Source organism: Shewanella putrefaciens (assembly GCF_016406325.1).
Classification (GTDB): Bacteria; Pseudomonadota; Gammaproteobacteria; order Enterobacterales; family Shewanellaceae; genus Shewanella; species Shewanella putrefaciens.
The window spans coordinates 2,565,430-2,586,526 of the sequence record NZ_CP066370.1; the positions used below are offsets into that span (position 1 = coordinate 2,565,430).

The following is a 21,097-nucleotide window of genomic DNA, read 5'->3' on the forward strand; positions in this document are numbered from 1 at the left end:
TGATGGAGATCACAAAACGGGCGACATTGTAGCCGTTTGTCAAATCAACAAAAACCCTTTTTATGTAGGGTTATTGCAATTATTTTGATCAATAGTCGTGCTAAGACTGATGAGTTCGCACTATGCCTTTGATGGCTAACTGTTCGAGTAGCTGCAAACAACCTTGTGCTAAAGCCTCAGGCGTTATCTGCGGATAAGTTATTGTTAACCAATTGACTATACCATCAAAACTCATCAAGCCTTGCTCTGCAAGATAGGCTAACACTTGGGCACTTAGTGGGTTTAATTGCAAAAAACGGACTTCGCTATCTTCATCTTGGTAAATACAAAAAAATACTGGCGTATCAAGGCATGCTGTAGGACAAAAGTCATCACGAATAAGTTGCACTGGATAATGGTACTGCGCGACCCTCGCTGTAGACGAAAGGCACAGCGGGAGATCTTGAATGTTTTCAGGCTTGAGCTCCACTTCCTTAGCATCCTGTTGTGCGACTGCAACGACAAGTTCAAGCCACTCATAATGAGCCAACTCCAACATAAACACAGGATCAGTATTTTTAAGTTGGTATTCCTGTTGCAGAAAATCGAGGAACTCCCCAGCGATATCGATGAAAAGTGGAGACTGGCAGTCGTGCTGACTAAAAAAATCTTGTACCAAAATCAACCAATCATTCTGGGTGTATAAACTCTTCAAAACCGGAAAACCGTTAGAGACAAACCCCATCACATTACTAAAAAATAATTCACGGTAAACCTGCATTCGCTCAATGGATGTCCCAGCCGGTAATGGCTTAGCAGGGTCGCGAATATAGTCGATAAAAGACTGCTGAACCTGTTTAAAATTCACTAAGCACTCCTTTTCGCAACAGCCGAATTAAACGCAATCGCTTGATGTTGATGAATTTGTTCAATCTCGCGTAATAGCTCAGAGGTGGGTGGTAAATTAAAATCCCGCTCTAATAACGTCGGTAACACCCCATGCTTGGCATAGCAAGTTTGTAATAGTGCCCACACGGGATCATTAATATCGGCACCATGGGTATCGATAATCAGATCCTCTGCTTGTTTATAGTGCCCAGCAATATGTAAATAAGCGATACGCTCAGTGGGCATTGCATTTAAAAAGACATTGGCATCGTAGCGATGATTTATCGAGTTTACATAAATATTATTGATATCCAAAAGCAGCTTACAGTCAGCCTCTTCCAGTACTGCATTTAAGAATTGAAGCTCTGTCATCTGTGCAGCAGGCGCTGCGTAAAAAGAGACATTTTCTAAAATAAGTGGTCGCTCTAAGATATCTTCAACCTGCTTAACCCGTGCTGCCACATATTTGACTGCGGTATCGGTAAACGGTATAGGCATCAAGTCATATAAATGGCCTTGGCCTGAGCAGTAACTTAAATGTTCGGAGTACACTTGAATTTTGTGCAAATCCATAAAGGCTTTTACACGGCGAACAAACTCGACATCTAAGGGCGCTGGACTACCAATGGATAAGCTAAGCCCATGACAATAAAAAGTATGTTGCTCCGTAAGCTGACGAAACTGCTTGCCATATTTACCACCAAGGGTCATCCAATTCTCAGGTGCAACTTCAAAAAATTGAATGGTACTGGGCACTTGATGGCAAAACTCCGTTAGCATTTCCCGCCGAAGGCCAAGCCCAACCTGCTCAAGATATGGATTTCTCATAAAACCTCTTTGCCATAACAGGCAAATCTCATGCAGCAATATCACCAAGATCATTGAAAGTACAAGCCAGCTCTCGCTGGCTTGTTATTCAACATCCCACACAATGCCTGTTCAGTGTTGAAAATGCTGAAACTTATTTTACTTCTTTTTTAACCTCTTCCACTTTTTCTGCGGCTTTCTTCATATCACCACCACATTTGCCTTCTCCGCATTTGCCTTCTTTGGCTTTATCAACGGCTTTTTTCATATCGCCGCCACACTTGCCTTCCCCGCATTTGCCTTCTTTAGCTTTATCAACGGCTTTTTTCATATCGCCGCCACACTTGCCTTCCCCGCATTTGCCTTCTTTAGCTTTATCTGCGGCTTTTTTCATTCCTTCGCCACATTTACCCTCACCACACTTACCTTCAGATCCAACGATTTGATAGCCTGCATCCATAGTTTGAAAACCAAATGGATTGGTTTGTGCGTTTACAGCAAAAGCAGAGCTGACAACAACAGTACCTAATGCAACTGCGGCGGCGGTTTTCTTAACTGAGTTCATAATATTTTCCTTGTCGTTTATGGTGTAAAGTGCCCAACCACAGTTTATGTAGCTGGTTTGTAACAAGAGACCTGTTGAAACTCAATTCTATTGCAAAAAACACATTTAGATCACAGAAATATTCAATACACCCTGATAGAGGGCGAATCAATAACTCAATCCAGCTGGAAAAGTTTCTTGTTCGCAACGCTAGAACGATAAGGTAGAATGCACGCCCTTTGAGAACTGATGCGGGTTAACGGCTGTGCGTGTGATTTTGGCTCCAATGGAAGGTGTGGTAGACGATTTGATGCGTGACATTCTCTCAGCAATCAATCCCTACGACTTACTTGTCACTGAATTTGTACGAGTGGTAGATCAACTTCTGCCAGAGAAAGTTTTTCTTAAACTTTGCCCTGAATTACACAATCAGGGGAATACACCATCAGGTACGCCAGTACGTGTTCAATTACTCGGTCAAGAACCCCAATGTATGGGAGAAAATGCCCTACGAGCAGTAGAGCTAGGTTCCCATGGCGTCGATGCCAACTTTGGTTGTCCGGCGAAAATGGTTAACCGCAGTAACGGTGGCGCTGTACTCCTGCAATATCCAGATAGTATTCACGATATTGTCCGCGCAATGCGTCAAGCCGTGCCCAGCGAGCACCCTGTTACGGCAAAAATCCGCCTAGGTTATGAAGATAAATCACTCTTTATGGAAAATGCCTTGGCTGTCTATGAAGCGGGGGCAACCGAACTTGCCATTCATGCACGCAGTAAAGTTGATGGCTATAAACCTCCCGCCTATTGGGAATACATTACTGAGGTGAGAAAACGTCTGCCTATCCCAGTGATTGCTAACGGGGAAATTTGGAACAGTGATGATGCCAAGCGTTGTATGGCCGTGACTGGCTGCGATAGCATTATGATTGGTCGTGGCGCCATTTCATTGCCCAATTTAGCTGACACCATAAAAACAGGAGCCGCACCTTATACTTGGGCGCAAACCTTAGCGCTTATGCTCAGTTATACTCAAAGGGAACTCAATGGCCGTAAAAGCGATTATTACCCCGCACGAATCAAACAGTGGTTTACCTACCTCAATCGACAATATCCTGAAGCGGATACCCTTTTTAGAACATTAAGAGTCCATAAAACAACCGAAGACATCGTCAGAGAACTTGAAGCGGCACACAATGCTTTACCAAAAACACATTAATTTGCCTATGTAATAGTAACGCCATGGGTGATGGGTATTGATACCGTACATTTGCAGCAATAATTCAATAGGAATGAAGTACTTTTCTGGTTTATTACTGCGAAAAAACTAAAAATCTCGCTGATACTTGATCTTTATCATAGTCGCTGATAGTGGAACTATTAGACTGAACACCTAGAGTCAGATAAAACAGGCGATTTTACGTGAGCACCACCCATATCAGACATGAATTGTCAGAGCTTGAGGCTAATCTAAGGAAAGAAATCGGCGCGCTCCCGCAGTTCCTTGAAGTACTCGGGACGCATTATGCCAACCTAAGTTTAGGCGAATTGATCGATCAATTGGCACAAAGTCCCTTGGCCGAACACCCTCTTTTCTGCCAACTAAATAAACTTGATGCCGCGATCTGTCAGCTTGACTTAGGTCTCTATGGCCTGTGCTCAGATTGTGAAGCAGAAATAGAAATTGAACGCTTAAATCAAGATCCCACCGAACAACGCTGCGCCACCTGTGCAGAACACTACCAGCATGAGCACCGTCACGAGCTACGACTTACTCACTAATAAGTGTTCTATTTATTGTTATCCAATAAATGCCGTACTGACACACGAATATAAACCACATTACACTGCAATCTAGTTGTATCAAAGTCATTAACGCCAGCATACCCAGTATGTAATCAGTAAAATGACTGGTTATATTTCAGCTAAATCACAGTAATAACTCGAATCATTAAAAGTAAAAAATGCCACTCAGGTGAGTGGCATTTATGCTTAAACAAATATCGATTAGTTGTTACAGTTTACAACCTTCAACACTTGATGAGTTTTCATAAACGATGTCGCCTACAGGATTATAGTCTGCAGCAACGATCGTTTGTTTGTCTTTTAAGAATGTATACAGTAAATCAGCATCAACATAACCCGTTTGAATTGGGCTTGCTAATTTCGGATAACCGTCACCACCAGCAGCATTAAAACTCGGCACAGTGAACTTATAGGTTGCTCCGACACTAAAATCTTTACCATTGATTTGACTGATATTGGCGGTCTTAGCCACACAGTCAATGGTCATTTTCACACCTGTGATTTGTGCATAACCACCATTATTGATCTGAATGCTGCCCACAGCCCCTAGATAAGCTGTAACTTCAGTCCCTGTCATTTCGTTCAATGTCACCATGTTACCAAACGGTTGAACGGTAAGTACGTCACGGTAAGTAATATTACCTGGTTGGATTGAGGCGCGCACACCACCCGAGTTCATCACACCGAAGTCTGCAGACACTTTACCACTTTGCGCCATCGCTAACATACGGCCTAAGTTAGTTTGTTTATTACGCACGTTTGCGCGTTCACCATCTAACAGGGCATCCGTCGTTGCAATCACTTCATCTAGCTTAGCTTGCCCTTTTTCTTGATAGTAAGACAGTAACTCTTTTAACTCAGTATCTGGTTCAATTTTAGCACCAGCTAACTCGGTAGTTTTAGCACCTTTCTCATCCAGTTTACGCATGTTAACAGGCACAAGTTTGTAGCTTGCTAGATGTAGCTCACCGTTGAAATATTCAAAATCAGCTCGGCCTACATATTTACCCCATTCATGGGCTTGCATAATCCACGTACCATTTTGCTTATCTGGAGCACACTCATCACCGGGCTTAAAATCGGCGTAAACTTTGTTTTCACTGCCAGATTCCATACAAACAGGATTCTGTGAGTGGCCACCAATAACAACTTGCAAATCACCTTCTTTCAGCGCGCGTGCGAGAGCAACATCACCTGGAGCGTTACTGCCATTTTGACCGTCAGCATAGTGGCCCATGTGTGTCGTTGCGAAAATAATATCAGCCGATTTGGCATCTTTAATTTCTTTGATGACCTTAGCAATTTCAACTTTGGGATCAGTAAAAATCAGATCGCTAATAAATTCAGGGTTACCAATTTTAGCAGTATCTTCGGTAGTTAAACCGATGACAGCAATTTTTAAACCGTTAACATTAAAAATTTTATAGGCATCAAAATAGCGCTCACCTTGACTACCATCGGTATTTTTACGGTATATATTGGCAGCCAACATTGGAAATTCTGCAAGACGGCGCTGCATATCAAGTACTGATAACGGATTATCAAATTCATGGTTACCAACGGCCATTGCGTCATAACCAATTTTATTCATACCGGTAAAATCAGGAATAGCATCTTGTAAATCTGATTCTGGTACACCAGTATTGATATCACCACCCGATAATAATAAAGTTTGACCGCCATTCTTGCTCACTTCAGCACGAATCTGGTCTACAAGTGTTTTCTGCGCTGCTAAACCATATTCGCCGTCACTATTTTCCCAGAAACGACCATGGTTATCATTGGTATGTAAAATAGTGAATGCTTTACACGCACTCCCTGCTTCAGCACATGTTGTTGGAATTTTATCATCATCACTATTGTTACAACCTGCGAGAGCTGCAAGCACAGCCGTTGCAACTAATCCTTTAATAAGCTTATTTATCATTACATCAACCCCTTGATTTTAATTATTTTATCATAGAAAGTTTGTCTCGAACTCTATCAAGTTCGACGCAGAGCATAATAGCAAATAATAAAGATGAAATGTGTCATTTTTATTAATAAAAGTGACTTCAATGTGGTATTTACCAAAGGGTTTAAGATAAATTTGTTTCAAATAAAAAATAAGCTTAACAATTAAATTTTATATATTTAAGCCAGAAGAAATAAAAACAAAATAATTAGTTTTAAACCTTTAAATATAAACAACTTAGAAGGAAATAAATGAAATCACTATTGTTCACTTAAAAGAACAGGCATGGGTAATATTGACATTACCGCATGCCGTTTTTATCAGCAATTAGACTTGGCTACATTTCAAATTGCTGTAATAACCACTGACGAATATCGTTTAACTGGGCAGGAATAACCGAATGTGCCATGGGGTAAGTTTGCCACTGCACTTGATATCCATCCGATATTAAAGCATCTTTGGCTAAGGCTCCCGCAGATAGCGGGACAACATCATCCTGCACACCGTGCTGTTGTAATATCGGAGTATCACGGTTAACTATACTCAATTCCGTCGGTAACACATCGGCTGTCGGTAAATAACAAGATAACGCCATGATACCAGCAAGCCTTTTTTCAAAACGTAGCCCTGAGAATAAGCTCATCACGCCCCCTTGGCTAAATCCAGCCAAGACAATGCGTTCACTCGGAATACCTGCCGCGATTTGTTCATTAATCAATGCGTTAACATGTAACTCTGATGCCAAAACCCCTTGCATATCGGCTCTGTCATGTAAATCCATGCTTTTAATATCATACCAAGCTCGCATGACGTAGCCGCCATTGATGGTTACAGCTTGCTCTGGTGCATGGGGAAAAATAAACCGAATGCTATGATGACTGGGTAACCCTAAGGCTGGCACAACAGGGGCAAATCCTGCCCCCGAATCCCCTAATCCATGTAACCAAATGACCACGGCCGTAGCAGGCGTCTTAGGCTCAACGACAATACGCTCAAGAGAAGCTGACATACTAAAAAATCCCTAATTCGATATTAAACACTCATCAACTAAAAAGTGATGATAAATCTATAAGTTAAACACGCGACGCAGGCGTACTTTATTCCGCATCCATTCCCAGCACATCTTGAATCGCACGTAACTGGGTATTTGAGTCCAATACTAAGCTCCAACGCACACCGCCACCATCGGCGATCAACATAGGTGGCTGACGTCGCAAACCTATATCCTCCGCACTCGCTTGCAGTACGATACTGGCAACATTGAGCCGCACTTGCACTTCGAACTCAGTGACGATGAGCTTACCCTGCGAAAAATCTATCACCATTATGATAACCGCCCTATGTGAAAACACCGTCATCATAGCAAACTTGTGGTCTTTTACCGATGGCATTTCCTTGTCAGCATACGAGCCATTAAAGTTTGATTACATTTGAGCTAACAGTGAGATCACAAATCCAGTGGATTATCAGGTAAACTTTTGCCCGATATTGAATGGGCCGATAGAACACCAAGCAAATTGTTGCACTTATCGCCCAAAACTCGAGCTAAAATACTTCATCATTAGGCTGTTAAATAATGCTTTCACTTCGCCCAACCGTCCTTTGCAGCGCCCTACTGTTTGCGCTGCAATTTCTTCCCAGCACCTATGCCAATAGCACTGATGCCAATAGCGCTTCTAACACCTTCGCCTCCGAGCCTGCTGCCACTTTTGCACAAACACAGACGCAGCAGAACCAAGATACACTGACCTATGCCAATTACACTGAAGTCAGCGTGAGTCATGTGGCGCTTGCCCTTGCCATCGATTTTAAGCAAAACCACTTATCCGGCGAAGTCATCCTCGATTTGGCTTGGCATAAGGCGGGGAAAGAACTCATCTTAGATACTCGAGATCTAACGATTAACAGCGTAACGGCTTTAAATACAGCAGGGAAATGGCAAAGCGTGCCCTTCACCCTAGCCAACGCTGACACGGTAAAAGGCGCGGCACTGACCATCAAACTTGCAGATGAAGATACCCAAAAGGTTAAAATCAGCTATCACACCTCGAATAATCCGTCCGGTATTCAATGGTTAACCCCTGAGCAAACCCAAGGTAAGCAGTTGCCTTTTATGTTCAGTCAGAGTCAGGCGATTCACGCCCGCAGTTGGATCCCACTGCAAGATACGCCAGCCGTTCGCCAAACCTATAGTGCGATAATAACCGCAGATAAAGCCATTACTGTGGTCATGGGGGCCGAACGTAAGGTGTTATCAAGCACCCAAACCCAGTTCACTATGCCGCAGGCCATTCCCGCTTATTTGATTGCTATTGCTGCTGGGGATTTAAAATTTTCTCCCTTAGATAACATCTCGGGTATTTGGGCCGAGCCAGTTATGCTCGACAAAGCCAGCAAAGAATTTTCCGACACACCAGAAATGATAAAAACAGCATCCAAGCGTTATGGCGATTACCGTTGGGGACGTTATGATCTGCTTATCTTACCGCCTAGCTTCCCCTTCGGTGGCATGGAAAACCCCCGTTTATCATTTATTACGCCAACGGTCATTGCCGAAGATAAAAGCTTAGTCAGTCTCATTGCACACGAACTCGCCCATTCTTGGTCAGGCAATTTAGTCACCAACGCAACCTGGCGCGATCTCTGGCTTAATGAAGGTTTTACCACCTATGTTGAAAACCGCATTATGGAAGATCTCTATGGTCGTAACCGAGCCCTGATGGAACAAACGATTGGATACTCTGAACTGTTAGCAGAGCTTGAAGCATTACCACCTGAGGACTCAGTGCTGCATATCACACTGGGTGAACGGGATCCAGACGATGCCTTTAGCGGCGTCCCCTATGTGAAAGGCCAGTTATTCTTAATCTTTTTGGAGCAAAAATATGGCCGTCAACGCTTCGATGCGTTTGTGAAAGATTATTTCAGTCATTTCGCGTTTCAGAGTATTACCACTGAGCAGTTCCGCGAGTATTTATCTTTAAATCTATTAAACAAACACCCTAATATTGTCAGTGAAGCTGAAGTCGATACTTGGATTGAGGGCCAGGGATTACCCTCATTCCTCGTGCCCCCCAATTCCCACGCCTTTGATGATGTCGATCTTCAAAGACAAACTTGGCTTGAAGGAAAGGTTAGCGCCAAAGCCCTTAAAACGAAGACATGGACCGTCCACCAGTGGTTGCGGTTTATTAGCGAAATGCCAAGAATTAATTTACACCAAGCTAAACTTGCCGAGCTAGATAATGCCTTCCATTTTACAGGCACTAGCAACAGTGAAATCGCTTTCGCATGGTATTCACTCGCATTAGATAACCGCTATTACACTGTATTACCCGCGCTAAAGCAGTATGTAAACGAAATTGGTCGACGCCGACTTATCCTGCCTTTATATCAAACGCTGGCGAGTACCGAGCACTATGATTGGGCCAAGCATGTCTACCTTAATGCTCGTTCGGGATATCACCCCCAAACGCAAGCAAGCCTTGACCTGCTGTTTGCAGACAAACCCATAGCGCATGAACATAACCACTAGCGAGATAGAAAAAGACAAAAAAGCCCAAACCAACAGGTTTGGGCTTTTAACTTCAAGATTTCATCCCCGTTTTACTCATCTTCAATCGAGGAGCAAAACCAAGTTTTAAATCCTAAAAATTAGTGGTGATGACCACCAGCACCATGGGCATGACCATGGGCGATTTCTTCATCAGAGGCATCGCGAGCACCGACAATTTCGATATCGAAGGTTAAATCACGGCCCGCTAAGGGATGGTTCACATCCACAGTCGCCATAAATTTACCTACTTTAACGATAGTGACTTGACGTTGACCGTGGTCAGTGTGTACCACAGCCGTCATACCTGGCTTCCACACGCTGGCGCCTAATAGGTGTTTCACAGACACTCGTTGTTGCGCAGCGTCTCCTTCAACGCGCTCACCGTAGGTTTCCGACGCAGGTAAAGTCACGGTAAACTTGTCACCAACAGCTTTGCCATTAATGGCATTTTCAACACCTGGCATCATATTGTCATGGCCATGTAAATAGGCAATGGCTTCACGGCCTTCGTTGGTCTCAATCACATCACCTTTCTCATCGCGCAGAGTGTAGTTAAACTGCACAACCATGTCGTCTTTAATAATGCTCATCGAATATCCTTTGATTTACTTCGATTTCAAATGTGGGGCGAGCTTAACAAAACTGACCTTTTCACTCCACATTTTTATCCCGTCTGCACCGCACATCTGCTTAACATTAAAGCGTTAGCCCTAAAGCGGCGAACACCTCAGGACTTGGGAAACCATCAGCAATCATTTTTTTACTGCGCTGAAAAGCTTGGATCCCAGCCATTGAATTACGCCCTAGCACACCATCGGGTTTACCAACCTCAAACCCCGCCTCATTCAATTTTTCTTGCAGTTGTTTAACTTGCTCACGACTGAGACGAGGCTGTTCAGGCGGAGCAACTTTTAGAGGCTCGCCACCATTAATACGATCCGCTAGATGTCCTACGGTAATGGCATAGAACTCTGAACGGTTCCAACGCATGATCACATTAAAGTTTTCATACCCTAGGAATGCAGGACCCGTATGACCCGCAGGTAAATATAATGCAGCCTGAATATCCGCTTGTGGCAAAGGTTGTCCATTAGTCAGGGTTACAGACTGCGCAGCCCATTCAGCTAAAGGCAATGTCTGTTTTGCACCTAAATGGCTGTAACTAAAATTCTTTGGTAGTAAAACTTCACGCCCCCAACGCTCATTACGCTGCCAACCTAAATTTTGTAAAAAATTAGCCGCAGAGGTTAATGCATCTGCCGTGCTATTCCACAAATCCACTTTACCGTCACCGTCGCCATCAATAGCATACTTAGCATAGGCTGAAGGCATAAACTGTGTATGCCCCATTGCCCCCGCCCAAGAGCCCACCATAGTGTTTTTATCAAACTGATATTTTTCTTTTAACTTCAGTGCTTGCATCAATTCGGTGGTGAAATAACTGCTACGACGTGGCTCACAAGCCAAGGTTGCCAGCGAGTCCAATACGGCCATTTTTCCTTTGTAAGAGCCATAGTTGGTCTCAAGTCCCCAAAAAGACAGAATATATTGTGGTGGTACCCCATACTGCAGCGACAACTTATCCAGCAATGCTCGATGCTTTTGTAATAAACGTCGCCCTTCATTGACACGCCAATCGGTAGCTCTCTTAGTAAAATAATTCGCAAAAGTTTGACTAAATTCAGGTTGCTGTTGGTCGAGCTCAATCACGCGCGGCACAAATTGTAAATGCGCAACGGTATTATTAATGGTTTCCTCTGATAACCCCTCACTTCGCGCTCGTGCCTGTAGCGTTGTGAGGCAACTAGCAAAGGCATCGGCATTTAATTGCACTGTGGCATTGATATCCACAGTGGCAAGTGCCGCATTAGGATCTGCAATGGCATTATTACTGCTAACACTGGACGTTGGCGCACTCGAGCAAGCACTCACACTAACGCAGGCTGCAAAGCTAGCCGCAAGATAGGTCAACCCTTTCATTTTAATCAAATCGACAACTCCAATATTTGATTTCACAACAATCACTGTGTTGTACTCAACTGAGTTAATAATCCTGACCCATAGTGGCGGCTAACACAATCCTTATTGACATAAATACGCTTATGTCGAGTCTTATTGCTCAGTTATCCAACACAAGAAAAATCTTAACAAAGAATCCCTTGGCCTCTGTCGATGTTACCGTATAATGGGCAGGTTAACGGCATACTTCAAAGAGACCTATCATGACAGAAATCAATGCGGCTTTGGCTGGCTTTATCGAAAATGTAAAAGAACATCAGACGCTTTGGGGTCTAATGGATGAAACAGGTGAAGGTTGGGTTGTTTGCGACTCATCTGAATTTGAAGACACTGATGTGATGCCATTATGGTCAAGCGAAGCTGCCGCAAAATCCCATTGCAGTGACGAATGGCATGATTACCAAGCTGTCGCCATTTCCCTTGAAGAATTCCTTGAGTATTGGGTGTCAGATCTAAATGACGATGGCGTGTTGATCGGTGTTGATTGGCAAACAAATGAAGAATGTTTGGAACTCGACCCTATTGTATTAGCAAAAGACTTAGTTGATGTTGAAGAGTGTTAAGCACGTCAATCATCTATTAACGACATCAAGGAATGAGGTAATCAAACCTTGATGTCTGCTATCCCCATCATAGATATTCCCTTCGATAAACGTCATACCTGCTGGTTTTGTGGCGAACCTTGTAATCAACATTTTGAGTATCACAGCCAAACTCATACCCCTCACCCATCATTGGCCGTTCCTGCCTGTAGTGAGTGTGCCAAGCTAGCTAAGCAACATCCGTTAACCTCGATTTGGGACTGCCGTATGGCAGTTAAAGATGCATTGATGCGAATTTATGCCAAGCATTTGGCGATCGGGATCAACTGGACGGAAGCTGAACTCGCCGAGTCGGAGTTTTCCTGCAACGTATTTGAAGGATTTAAGAAAAGTGCTTGGATGATGTACCAAATCGCTCGAGATAGGATCAATGCTCCAGGCTGGCCACTACGGCTCGAAGAAATAGAAATTGATGATCAAGGTTATAGTGCGGGCTTTGAATTTGATGGTGTTACTTATACATCAGTGCATGCTGCTATCCACTATTACAGCACTCAATTTACTTTAGATCCGACCTTTTTTGCCGACCTCGTGCGTTTAGTCGGTCGAGCTCGCTTCAATTATGCCCTCAGGCTCGCACGTATTCACATTGCTTCCGCTAAGGAAATGAAACGTCAAGTGTTAACCGATCTTGAAGCCGAGTTGATATAACGCGATGGTTCAAGGCGACAAGACCGGAGCACTCTCTTGCTAACTTAATGGTAAATTAATCCACTAAACAAACGTCAACAAAGGAACGAAACATTTATTGCGCAATAATTTGTCTTAATCTTTCCTGAACCACTTCCACTAACAGATCGGGTTGGAATTTTGAAATAAAACGATCGCATCCAACCTTTTCAACCATAGCATGGTTAAAACTACCACTAAGCGAAGTATTTAGCGTAATAAATAAATCCGCCATTGCTTTATCGCTGCGGATTTCATGGGTGAGTTTATAACCGTCCATTTCAGGCATTTCGGCATCGGTAATCATCATCAATAATTCTTTTGAGATCTGCTTCCCTTCATCACGCCATTTTTGCAATAACTGTAATGCTTGCAAACCATCGGAAGCCTCAATGATTTCAATACCGAGTTGACCTAACGTCTCGCGAACCTGGCGTCTTGCCGTTGAAGAATCATCTACAATCAAAATCTTACGCCCAGGCATTTCATGGACTAAGGTTTCGTCAAGTACACCCTCAGAAAGCCTAATATCGTAGTGAATGATCTCCGCCAGCACTTTCTCTACGTCAATAATCGACACTAATTGCGACTGGCCTTGGTGCTCAATGCGGGTAATTGCCGTCAGATAATTATTCCGTCCAGCCATTTTAGGCGGCGGCATAATGTCGCTCCATGTCATGTTGATGATATGTTCTACCTTGCCCACTAAGAAACCTTGAACACTGCGGTTATATTCAGTGATGATCATATTAGCATCATCACCTGGAGCAACAGGCTTAAAACCAATAGCAGAACGTAAATCAATGACAGGAATGGATATACCGCGAATGTTTGCAACACCAAATATATGCGGATGGCTGCCTGGCATGGCATTAAGGGGCGGAAGTTTTACCACCTCTTTCACTTTGAACACATTAATGGCAAATAGCTGCGTGGAATTTATACGAAAAAGCAGTAATTCAAGCCGATTTTCACCAACGAGTTTGGTACGTTGATCTACGGTTGCCAATACGTTTGCCATAATGCTGCTTCTCTAATGTGGAGGAAAATACTTTCATCGCATGCGACGAACTTGGCTAAATTATAGCGGCAAACTCACCGTGAGAACTATGCTAAAAGTCGATTTTATCTAAAAATTACAACCACTCTCGCAAAACGGCTCTCTAAACCTAGAGCGTCATTAGACGATCAGGGGCTGTAAAGTGTTATCCAGCGCCGCATTTTCAACAGCAAATCAATCTATACCCATTAAAATAGTGGCAATACCAATACTCACCGCACCATTTATCGCTGTGATATTTTTTGTGCTAACACCATTCCTGCAAGATTGAACATATTTCTATCGCAAACAAGGTGAAATCCTTCTTGGTGTAACACCGCTAAAAGTTCTCTGTGATCAAAGCGGTTCTGCTGTGGGTGTTCAAACAAGCGGCGACTAATTGGATTACAAATTGCTGATCGGTATAAATCCTCAATCACAAAAAAACCACCGAGTTTGAGCACTCTTGCCACCTCTGCAATAGCCGTCTGCCAAGCCGGAATGTGATGAAATACAGCAAAATTAAATACGATATCAAACCGATCCTCAGCAAAGGGAAGTTGCGTTGCATCCGCAACAGAAAAGTGCAAATTGTTTAGACCATGGGAAGAATCCTGCCAGCGTTTCTGAGCCGCTGCCACCATTTCGGGATCAATATCCACTGCGGTAACATGGCCAGCACCAAAGTGTTCGCGGATCAAATGAATACCATTACCAAAGCCACAGCCTATTTCTAAAGCCTGCTCAAAACAAGCCAAAGGTTTTGGCATCATAGAGGTCAGTAAAGGAGCTTCCACTTGATTTTGCAGCCAAAAACGCAATGGATGCTGCACTAACCTTTTCTCAAATTGATTTAACTTCATATCATCCTCAACATTAAGTGATCTATTATTTGATTAACTGATCAAACTCTCGCTATGGTACGTAATAAAAGAGACTTAAGTTCATCTGAGGCCACTATGAAATTACCTCTTTTCCCATTACCTATCTGCCTATTACCTGAGGGATACACTCAGCTACGGATATTTGAACCTCGATATAAACGCTTAGTTGCCGAATCTCTTAAATCCGCGCAAGGTTTTGGCCTATGCATGATAGAAGAAGACAATAAAACCATTCAATCAATTGGCACTTTAGCTCATATCATTGACTTTGAAACATTAGCCGATGGAATGTTAGGTATTAGTATTCAGGGAATACAACGCTTTAAACTGACGAGCTTCGAAATTGAAAATGATGGGTTAAAACGGGGTGAAGTTAGTCTACTCGATAACTGGCCCACGGCCGCCATCGCGACAGATGAACGCTACCTTAGTCAAATGTTGAAAAACATCCTCAAGGAATATCCTCAACATTTACAACACTATCACCCTAAACAATTCGATGATATTGCCTGGGTTTGCCAACGCTGGCTGGAGATCCTTCCTGTTCCAGCCTCAGAAAAATATTCCTGTATAAACGCGCTAGACCACACTACGGCAAGGGATTTATTGCGGGCTGTTATAAAATAATTTTTCAGTGATCTTTTTTTTGCCCATACCGTATTGACTTAGCAAGCAAACGAATTCAATGCGCTTTATTGGCGGAGAATCACGCTCATAGTGTTCTAAACACAGGATTTAATGATTAAGTTAAGAGCAAAATAATGGAAAATATTCAATCACAAAGCCGCCAAAATCGGTATCATAAGCATATATCGTCCTTCACTGAATCGGCTATGGATATCGACACTAAAGCTCCCTGCGCAAGTGAACCACAAATAGAATTGTTGTCCACATTAATGCTCAAAGTGGCAAATCATAGAGATAGAGCCGCTTTTGGATATTTATTTACTTATTTTATGCCCAAAATCCGAGCGTTCGGTCTACAAAGACTCAATCAACAAGGACTTGCCATGGATCTGGTTCAAGAAACCATGACGAGTGTCTGGACCAAAGCTCATCTCTATAATGCTGACAAAGGTTCAGTTGCCACTTGGGTATTTACCATCATGCGTAATCAGTGCTTCGATATGTTAAGACGAGTCCAACATAATAAGGAAGATGCCTACGGTGATGATATTTGGCCTTTATGCGATACAGCCACGAGTCAAGAAACTCAAATTGATCATAAATTAACAGCCAACCTACTCAAACATTTAGATAATCTTCCCCTTGCACAACGTCAGGTTGTACAAGGTATTTATATGCAGGAACTCACTCAGCAAGAATTGGCTGACGCCCTAGAAGTCCCGATAGGAACAATAAAATCTCGCCTAAGATTGGGGCTAGAAAAGCTGAAAAGCTTTTTGGAGACACCAAATGATTAAGCATCACCCAAATCAACAACTATTGCTTGCCCATGCAAAGGGCGAGTTATCTTTATCAATGGCTATTGCCGTTTCAGCCCATTGTGCGCTGTGTGATACCTGTAAAACAGCCGTTGCTCAATACACAAAAGAGGCAGCGTCCCTCGCCTTCAATCAAGAGGAGATAGCCGATACAACAGCAGATAAAGCCGACATCAGTGCTCACAGTATTGCATTCATGGAATACGATGTTCCTGAAGAGTTGCAAACCATGTTAACGCAAATACTTTGTCAACCAGAGTCAACGACGACTCCAAGTTATGAACCTCTTTTCGTCTCGGTAAAAAATCAGCAATACCCCGTTCCATCAGTATTTCGCCAACATCTTGATCATCCTTGGCAACAGTTAGGCAAAGTTAGCCGCATGCGTTTCGATTTAGATGAGATGAATAGACGCGCAAGCCTATTACATATTGATGCATTAGGGGAAATTCCACAGCATACACACAAAGGCTATGAACTCACCCTCCTACTTGCCGGAGAATTTAGTGATATTAATGGCCACTATGTTCCTGGTGACTTTATTATGCTGGACCAGCATACTAAACATGCACCTAAAACACTCGAGGGGTGCTTATGTTACACAGTGCTAGATGCGCCTCTGCACTTCACTAAAGGATTGAGCAAGTTATTAAACCCCATTGGCGAACTCATTTATTGAATCATATCAAAAATTCAAGCGTCAACTTAACCACAACATATAACGCTTAAGTTAAGTTAGTGAAACCTCCATTAAAATGCTCTATTTTGATGGAGGTTATCGTAAAACAGTTGCAAATAATGGGCGCAACAACCACACCAAAAAGCAACGTAAATTCAACAAAAAAGCAAGGGTATTAAAATTAAATGATAAATAACTTGCGTAAGTCGTTTTTCCTGATACACTTCGCCTCGTTTTGAGATTCACCTTGTTGTTCTTTTTAATCCAGTTTGATAAATATTTAATCAAATCTTGATCCTCACAAAGAAAGCCTACTACAAGCAAAACCCCATAAACTTAATTAATTGATAGTTACATATACATGATTAGGTGTATTGAACTTATTAAACCTTATGCTGTCATAGTCTTGTCATCAAGCTATGTTTAACTGGTTTAATTGAGTTAATCCATTGACATAATCGATGACGTGTATTAATTATCGATAAAACATCTCTTGATTAATGAATCAGAGATGGGGTAACCTCGATACTCACTAGAACCATCTTTTGCACTTAATGCTAAGGATATTTTATTGTTAAAACTCTCTCACCCAAGGGTGAATTAAAACAGAAGGAGTGTGGCATATGTCATACAAAATTAATGGACATGAAATTACAGTGAACTTCCCTGTAGATTCAATCTCAGTAAATAAAACCTCAATTGCTTTTACTGATCGTCAAGGTAAAAACAGACAGACTTTTTCTAAACGCACAGAAGCCATCAGCTTTATGAAATGGTTATTGTCCGCGAATAAATAAGTCAAAAGTCAGTAAAACTGATAAGTTAAAAATTAATACCGCAGTACCCGTTTACTCAAGTGTATTTAATCGGTTTCCATTATCTTCGCAGTACCGAGCACTTTAAGTAAACTGATAGCCGAATGTCACGAACACGCTATCCTTTTTACGTCATTATGACGAACGCATTTGGTTCAGGCTGTATCTCTCTCACACAGATACCTGCCGAACCAAATGAGTCAAATCCAGCGTTAGATCACCTCTTTCCATTGCAGCATCCGCTAATATTCATACACATGAATACTGTTCAGCACATCATCTATGCCAAAACCCAATACTCAAATTGCCATGCAAACCTTGATAAACCAGATCAAAGAGACTATCCCACTCAATTTAGAAGAAGCACAACTGTGCCAGGGACAATGTTTAGGTTGTTCGAAGAAAATGCTGGAAATGTTGGATGCCGAAATCAGTTATTGGCAATTTAGTGAGGTGACGCCTAGCCTAAAAGATTTAAAAAACCTCGAAAACATTGGCCGTCGTACCTATAAAATTCTTAAACGAAACCAGTTGCTGTCTTAATCACTTCTATTTGCATTTTACTATTAATGGGGAGTTTTACTTACACGACTTAAAATAAATGTAAAACTTAACTGACAATATGACCCTAATAGAAATCACATTGCCAGTTTTATCTTCGCTATTGTCGATAGCCGTTAAAAATCAAAAATCGATAGGCTCAACTTCTAGACTCTGCCAACCTTGCGCGAATATCTGCCAAAGAATATTCCGTTAATAGTTCACCATCGGCAAATACAGGAACAAACTCGCAATTGTTAACATCTTGCCAGCTGGCTTGATCTTTAAGATAAAATTGACCCTGCTCATCTTTAAATACCGCCACTAAACCCTTAGCGGATTTTTTAGTGCCATCATCGGTTTTAGGATCTTTAAATATTTCTCTGTCTTTGCCATCCACTTTCGCAAAGGTTGCTTTCACCGCGTAACCGTCAGTATCTCGGGTCACGTGTTGATAGGTAAAACTGCCAATTCCAAACACAATATTGGTTGATGCAAAACCTTTGGCCTTCAAACCGGCACAAATGGCTTCAGCACGTTCAATCGTAATTGAATCGCCATAAATCAGTCCTACATGGCTATCGAGTAATTTGTAACCTTTGGCAGTTGTGCTGCCCCCAAAGACATCCCACAAACACTCGATAGCGCCTTTATACTCAGGGCTTCCCACTGGTGCTTGTGGATCGCCACAAATGATCTTCACAGGACAACCGGTATCAGGCCTAAACACCACTTTGCCATCGCGGGCAAGAATGCGGTCTTTTAACGCTAAGGTGAACTCTGTCATCACCTGCCAAAAATCCCAAGAATCAGAAACGATACTGACAATGCCGCTAGGATAAATATCTTCGATCAAGCGGCGGAACGTCTCTAATTCATTCTCCATACCACCCGCACACATCACACTGTGCTCCGTTGCGGCCACACTGCCACCAACGAGTTCCTTATCACTGTCTGCAAGATAATATTGTTCAAGAAAATCAATCGCAGGAATGGTATCTGTGCCTGTAAAACTGAGTAAATGGGCGGCGCCGCTCATAACAGCAGCCTCTGCACCATACATGCCACGGAAACTAAAATCGTGACCCTGCCAATCAACAAAAGCGATGTCACCATCGGTTTCTAACGCATAAGTCTCAAATATTTTGCGGTATTGCAGCGCGGTAGTGGCGCTGGTACACATACCCCACACATTAGCGGAAAGGATGGTTTCGAGATAATTAGTCAACCAAAAGAACCGCTCATCGGTATTGTACAAAATCAAGCAAGGCACTTTTAATGGATACACTGAGCCTTCAGGTAATGCCATGATTTTAATTGGTAAATAGCCTAAATCATGCAACTCCTCAATATGCTGAGTGCCGACATTATTCGGCCCGAGATAGTTATTGATACGGCGGGAGAATTGGCGAATGACCTGCTCTTTAGGTTGTTGAAAGAAATCACGGTTCCAACTGTCGATCAAGAAATGCTTGATAAAATATTGCAAGCCAAAAAACACCATTTGGTCAGTATAACCACGACGGGATTTACGGGCGGTTAAGTTACTAAAAATCACTTGAGTATTATCGGGATATTGACGACGGTGGTCGACTTTATAGCCATCAATGACGGTAACGGGATTCAAGTACATAATATTTTCCTTAATGATTCATATAACTCAAAACAGCATGGCAATGGCAGAACTTGCTCGAAATATGTGCAGGGACACCTAAACTATCGGTACAAAATAATCTGTCTATGCCCGCCTCGCGCAGTGCCAACTCGCTGGCCTTATCTTCATAATGTGACACGATCAAAATGACGCTTTGGGCCCCCTTTTGCTTTAACTTGATGGCAAGTTCGATAAAGGTTCTGCCCCCAGCACAAATGTCATCGACGATTAAGCAGGTTTTACCCGACAAGTCATCACAGAACACTTCGGTAGCGATAATATGGCCATTGACCACATCACGATGTTTATCGGCCCTGATCACAGGCATTCCCTGTAACGCTTTAGCTAAGCCGAATACTTTTTTATTCGCCCCTGCATCGGGCGAGACTAACACTAGCTCACCCGATAATTGGGCTGCAATCGCGGCGACAAAACTGTGGTTATCTATTACCTGCACTCGGTCTAACAATGCGGCGGTGACATCGCTGTGAGGGTCAAAAACGCTGACAGAAGCATATTGCTGCTGATTAATCAGGCTAGCATAGACTTTTACCGACAAGGCCTCACCGGCATTACACACCCTATCTTGGCGAGCGCCAGGCATATAAGGCAGTAACAGATCGATTTGCTCTGCACCGCTGCGACGCAGTGCATCAGTTAACAACAAGAGCTGCATGATGGAATGATCGCCCCGATAACTGAAAAAGATCGTTACTCGTTTAGCAGGAGGAACAAGTATTTGAACATGGTTTTCCCCCGCACCAAATTGAAATAAACGGTAGTGAGCCTCATCGCTAGCTGCGGGTAACCGATAAAAATCGGCTTGCGAACGTTGAGCGTGAGAAGCATCTTGAGACGTTTGAATACGTTGAGACATAGTAACCTCCTGTCTGTGGCAAGATTGCCGAAATTGACGGCGCCCTTGTTGTCTACATGAATAATAGTGTCTTAAAGACATTATTGTGTAAAGTTGATTTTTAGACTATTTCAGACGGAGCAACCTGAAATGTTATGCTTAAATGGCATATAGTGTCCTTTAGACACTATTGGTGGGCGCGATAACTAAGAAGCTACAATATGGGTATCGAGTAATACAAGAACCGGAGACATTAAGGCAAAATCAGTAATTAAACAGCCTTTACTGATTCAAAGTCACCATGAATAAGGCATAAGCAATCGCTGTTACTCATATTGAGCAAGGCGAATATCTGGCTTAA

22 protein-coding genes are annotated in these 21,097 nt (G+C 42.7%); 10 read left to right on the plus strand and 12 right to left on the minus strand.

Annotated elements, in window-relative coordinates; genetic code table 11:
* Nucleotides 1–100: 100 nt before the first annotated feature.
* The 3 genes from JEZ96_RS11495 to JEZ96_RS11505 all read right to left on the minus strand — a co-directional run bounded on the left by JEZ96_RS11495 (nucleotide 101) and on the right by JEZ96_RS11505 (nucleotide 2,239).
* Entirely contained in the window at nucleotides 101–847 is a 747-nt protein-coding gene (locus JEZ96_RS11495; protein WP_061783178.1) for an HvfC family RiPP maturation protein, read from the minus strand.
* Entirely contained in the window at nucleotides 847–1,695 is an 849-nt protein-coding gene (locus tag JEZ96_RS11500; RefSeq protein WP_025007736.1) for an HvfB family MNIO-type RiPP peptide maturase, read from the minus strand. Before JEZ96_RS11500 ends, JEZ96_RS11495 begins: the two co-directional genes overlap by 1 nt.
* Nucleotides 1,696–1,828: 133 nt before the next feature.
* The gene (locus JEZ96_RS11505; protein WP_061783177.1) at nucleotides 1,829–2,239 is read right to left on the minus strand and encodes an HvfA family oxazolone/thioamide-modified RiPP metallophore; all 411 of its coding nucleotides are present in this window, start codon (nucleotides 2,237–2,239) and stop codon (nucleotides 1,829–1,831) included.
* Nucleotides 2,240–2,483: 244 nt separating this feature from the next.
* On the opposite strand from JEZ96_RS11505, the gene dusC reads away from it, so the two are divergent.
* Both dusC and JEZ96_RS11515 read left to right on the plus strand, forming a co-directional pair.
* Complete coding sequence (gene dusC / locus JEZ96_RS11510) at nucleotides 2,484–3,437, plus strand: tRNA dihydrouridine(16) synthase DusC (protein ID WP_011789034.1); 954 nt, start codon at nucleotides 2,484–2,486, stop codon at nucleotides 3,435–3,437.
* A 203-nt stretch (nucleotides 3,438–3,640) separates the two neighbouring features.
* A complete protein-coding gene (locus tag JEZ96_RS11515) occupies nucleotides 3,641–4,000 on the plus strand; it encodes a TraR/DksA family transcriptional regulator (protein ID WP_011789033.1) in 360 nt (119 codons plus the stop codon).
* A 232-nt stretch (nucleotides 4,001–4,232) separates the two neighbouring features.
* Here the strand turns inward: JEZ96_RS11515 and ushA are convergent, their stop codons facing one another.
* The 3 genes from ushA to JEZ96_RS11530 form a co-directional block, all read right to left on the minus strand.
* On the minus strand, nucleotides 4,233–5,951 hold the full coding sequence (ushA, locus tag JEZ96_RS11520; protein ID WP_061783176.1) for a bifunctional UDP-sugar hydrolase/5'-nucleotidase UshA: 1,719 nt from the start codon (nucleotides 5,949–5,951) through the stop codon (nucleotides 4,233–4,235).
* Between the two features lie 364 nt (nucleotides 5,952–6,315).
* On the minus strand, nucleotides 6,316–6,987 hold the full coding sequence (locus JEZ96_RS11525; RefSeq protein WP_025007733.1) for an alpha/beta hydrolase: 672 nt from the start codon (nucleotides 6,985–6,987) through the stop codon (nucleotides 6,316–6,318).
* 88 nt (nucleotides 6,988–7,075) lie between these two features.
* Nucleotides 7,076–7,303, minus strand: coding sequence for a DUF3389 family protein (locus JEZ96_RS11530; protein ID WP_011789030.1), 228 nt, complete (start codon nucleotides 7,301–7,303; stop codon nucleotides 7,076–7,078).
* Nucleotides 7,304–7,554: 251 nt separating this feature from the next.
* Between JEZ96_RS11530 and JEZ96_RS11535 the strand changes: the two genes are divergently transcribed.
* Nucleotides 7,555–9,513, plus strand: coding sequence for a M1 family metallopeptidase (locus JEZ96_RS11535; protein ID WP_025007731.1), 1,959 nt, complete (start codon nucleotides 7,555–7,557; stop codon nucleotides 9,511–9,513).
* Nucleotides 9,514–9,632: 119 nt separating this feature from the next.
* On the opposite strand, the gene JEZ96_RS11540 is transcribed toward JEZ96_RS11535, so the two are convergent.
* Both JEZ96_RS11540 and JEZ96_RS11545 read right to left on the minus strand, forming a co-directional pair.
* The gene (locus tag JEZ96_RS11540; protein ID WP_011789028.1) at nucleotides 9,633–10,124 is read right to left on the minus strand and encodes an FKBP-type peptidyl-prolyl cis-trans isomerase; all 492 of its coding nucleotides are present in this window, start codon (nucleotides 10,122–10,124) and stop codon (nucleotides 9,633–9,635) included.
* 106 nt (nucleotides 10,125–10,230) lie between these two features.
* Complete coding sequence (locus tag JEZ96_RS11545; protein WP_061783188.1) at nucleotides 10,231–11,523, minus strand: lytic murein transglycosylase; 1,293 nt, start codon at nucleotides 11,521–11,523, stop codon at nucleotides 10,231–10,233.
* A 233-nt stretch (nucleotides 11,524–11,756) separates the two neighbouring features.
* Between JEZ96_RS11545 and JEZ96_RS11550 the strand changes: the two genes are divergently transcribed.
* Entirely contained in the window at nucleotides 11,757–12,116 is a 360-nt protein-coding gene (locus tag JEZ96_RS11550) for a DUF2750 domain-containing protein (RefSeq protein WP_011789026.1), read from the plus strand.
* Nucleotides 12,117–12,167: 51 nt separating this feature from the next.
* Nucleotides 12,168–12,806, plus strand: a complete 639-nt coding sequence (locus JEZ96_RS11555) for a hypothetical protein (protein ID WP_025007730.1) — start codon at nucleotides 12,168–12,170, stop codon at nucleotides 12,804–12,806.
* A gap of 94 nt (nucleotides 12,807–12,900) precedes the next feature.
* On the opposite strand, the gene JEZ96_RS11560 is transcribed toward JEZ96_RS11555, so the two are convergent.
* Both JEZ96_RS11560 and JEZ96_RS11565 read right to left on the minus strand, forming a co-directional pair.
* Entirely contained in the window at nucleotides 12,901–13,845 is a 945-nt protein-coding gene (locus JEZ96_RS11560; RefSeq protein ID WP_025007729.1) for a chemotaxis protein CheV, read from the minus strand.
* A 263-nt stretch (nucleotides 13,846–14,108) separates the two neighbouring features.
* Nucleotides 14,109–14,726: a class I SAM-dependent methyltransferase gene (locus JEZ96_RS11565; RefSeq protein WP_025007728.1), complete on the minus strand. Its 618-nt coding sequence runs from the start codon at nucleotides 14,724–14,726 to the stop codon at nucleotides 14,109–14,111.
* 96 nt (nucleotides 14,727–14,822) lie between these two features.
* On the opposite strand from JEZ96_RS11565, the gene JEZ96_RS11570 reads away from it, so the two are divergent.
* From JEZ96_RS11570 to JEZ96_RS11590, 5 genes are all read left to right on the plus strand, one after another.
* Nucleotides 14,823–15,374: an LON peptidase substrate-binding domain-containing protein gene (locus JEZ96_RS11570; RefSeq protein ID WP_011789022.1), complete on the plus strand. Its 552-nt coding sequence runs from the start codon at nucleotides 14,823–14,825 to the stop codon at nucleotides 15,372–15,374.
* A gap of 134 nt (nucleotides 15,375–15,508) precedes the next feature.
* On the plus strand, nucleotides 15,509–16,171 hold the full coding sequence (locus JEZ96_RS11575; protein ID WP_014610759.1) for a sigma-70 family RNA polymerase sigma factor: 663 nt from the start codon (nucleotides 15,509–15,511) through the stop codon (nucleotides 16,169–16,171).
* Nucleotides 16,164–16,871 carry a ChrR family anti-sigma-E factor gene (locus JEZ96_RS11580; RefSeq protein WP_025007727.1) on the plus strand — a complete coding sequence of 236 codons (708 nt, stop codon included), beginning with the start codon at nucleotides 16,164–16,166 and terminating at the stop codon, nucleotides 16,869–16,871. The genes JEZ96_RS11575 and JEZ96_RS11580 overlap by 8 nt, the downstream gene beginning before the upstream one ends.
* A 623-nt stretch (nucleotides 16,872–17,494) precedes the next feature.
* Nucleotides 17,495–17,668 (plus strand): hypothetical protein, encoded by a 174-nt coding sequence (locus tag JEZ96_RS11585; RefSeq protein WP_006082106.1) that lies wholly within the window; start codon nucleotides 17,495–17,497, stop codon nucleotides 17,666–17,668.
* 300 nt (nucleotides 17,669–17,968) lie between these two features.
* Nucleotides 17,969–18,229 (plus strand): hypothetical protein, encoded by a 261-nt coding sequence (locus JEZ96_RS11590; RefSeq protein WP_011789018.1) that lies wholly within the window; start codon nucleotides 17,969–17,971, stop codon nucleotides 18,227–18,229.
* 157 nt (nucleotides 18,230–18,386) lie between these two features.
* On the opposite strand, the gene JEZ96_RS11595 is transcribed toward JEZ96_RS11590, so the two are convergent.
* Both JEZ96_RS11595 and prs read right to left on the minus strand, forming a co-directional pair.
* On the minus strand, nucleotides 18,387–19,859 hold the full coding sequence (locus tag JEZ96_RS11595) for a nicotinate phosphoribosyltransferase (protein WP_128090309.1): 1,473 nt from the start codon (nucleotides 19,857–19,859) through the stop codon (nucleotides 18,387–18,389).
* A 10-nt stretch (nucleotides 19,860–19,869) separates the two neighbouring features.
* Complete coding sequence (prs, locus tag JEZ96_RS11600; protein ID WP_061783173.1) at nucleotides 19,870–20,757, minus strand: ribose-phosphate diphosphokinase; 888 nt, start codon at nucleotides 20,755–20,757, stop codon at nucleotides 19,870–19,872.
* Nucleotides 20,758–21,097 lie beyond the last annotated feature (340 nt).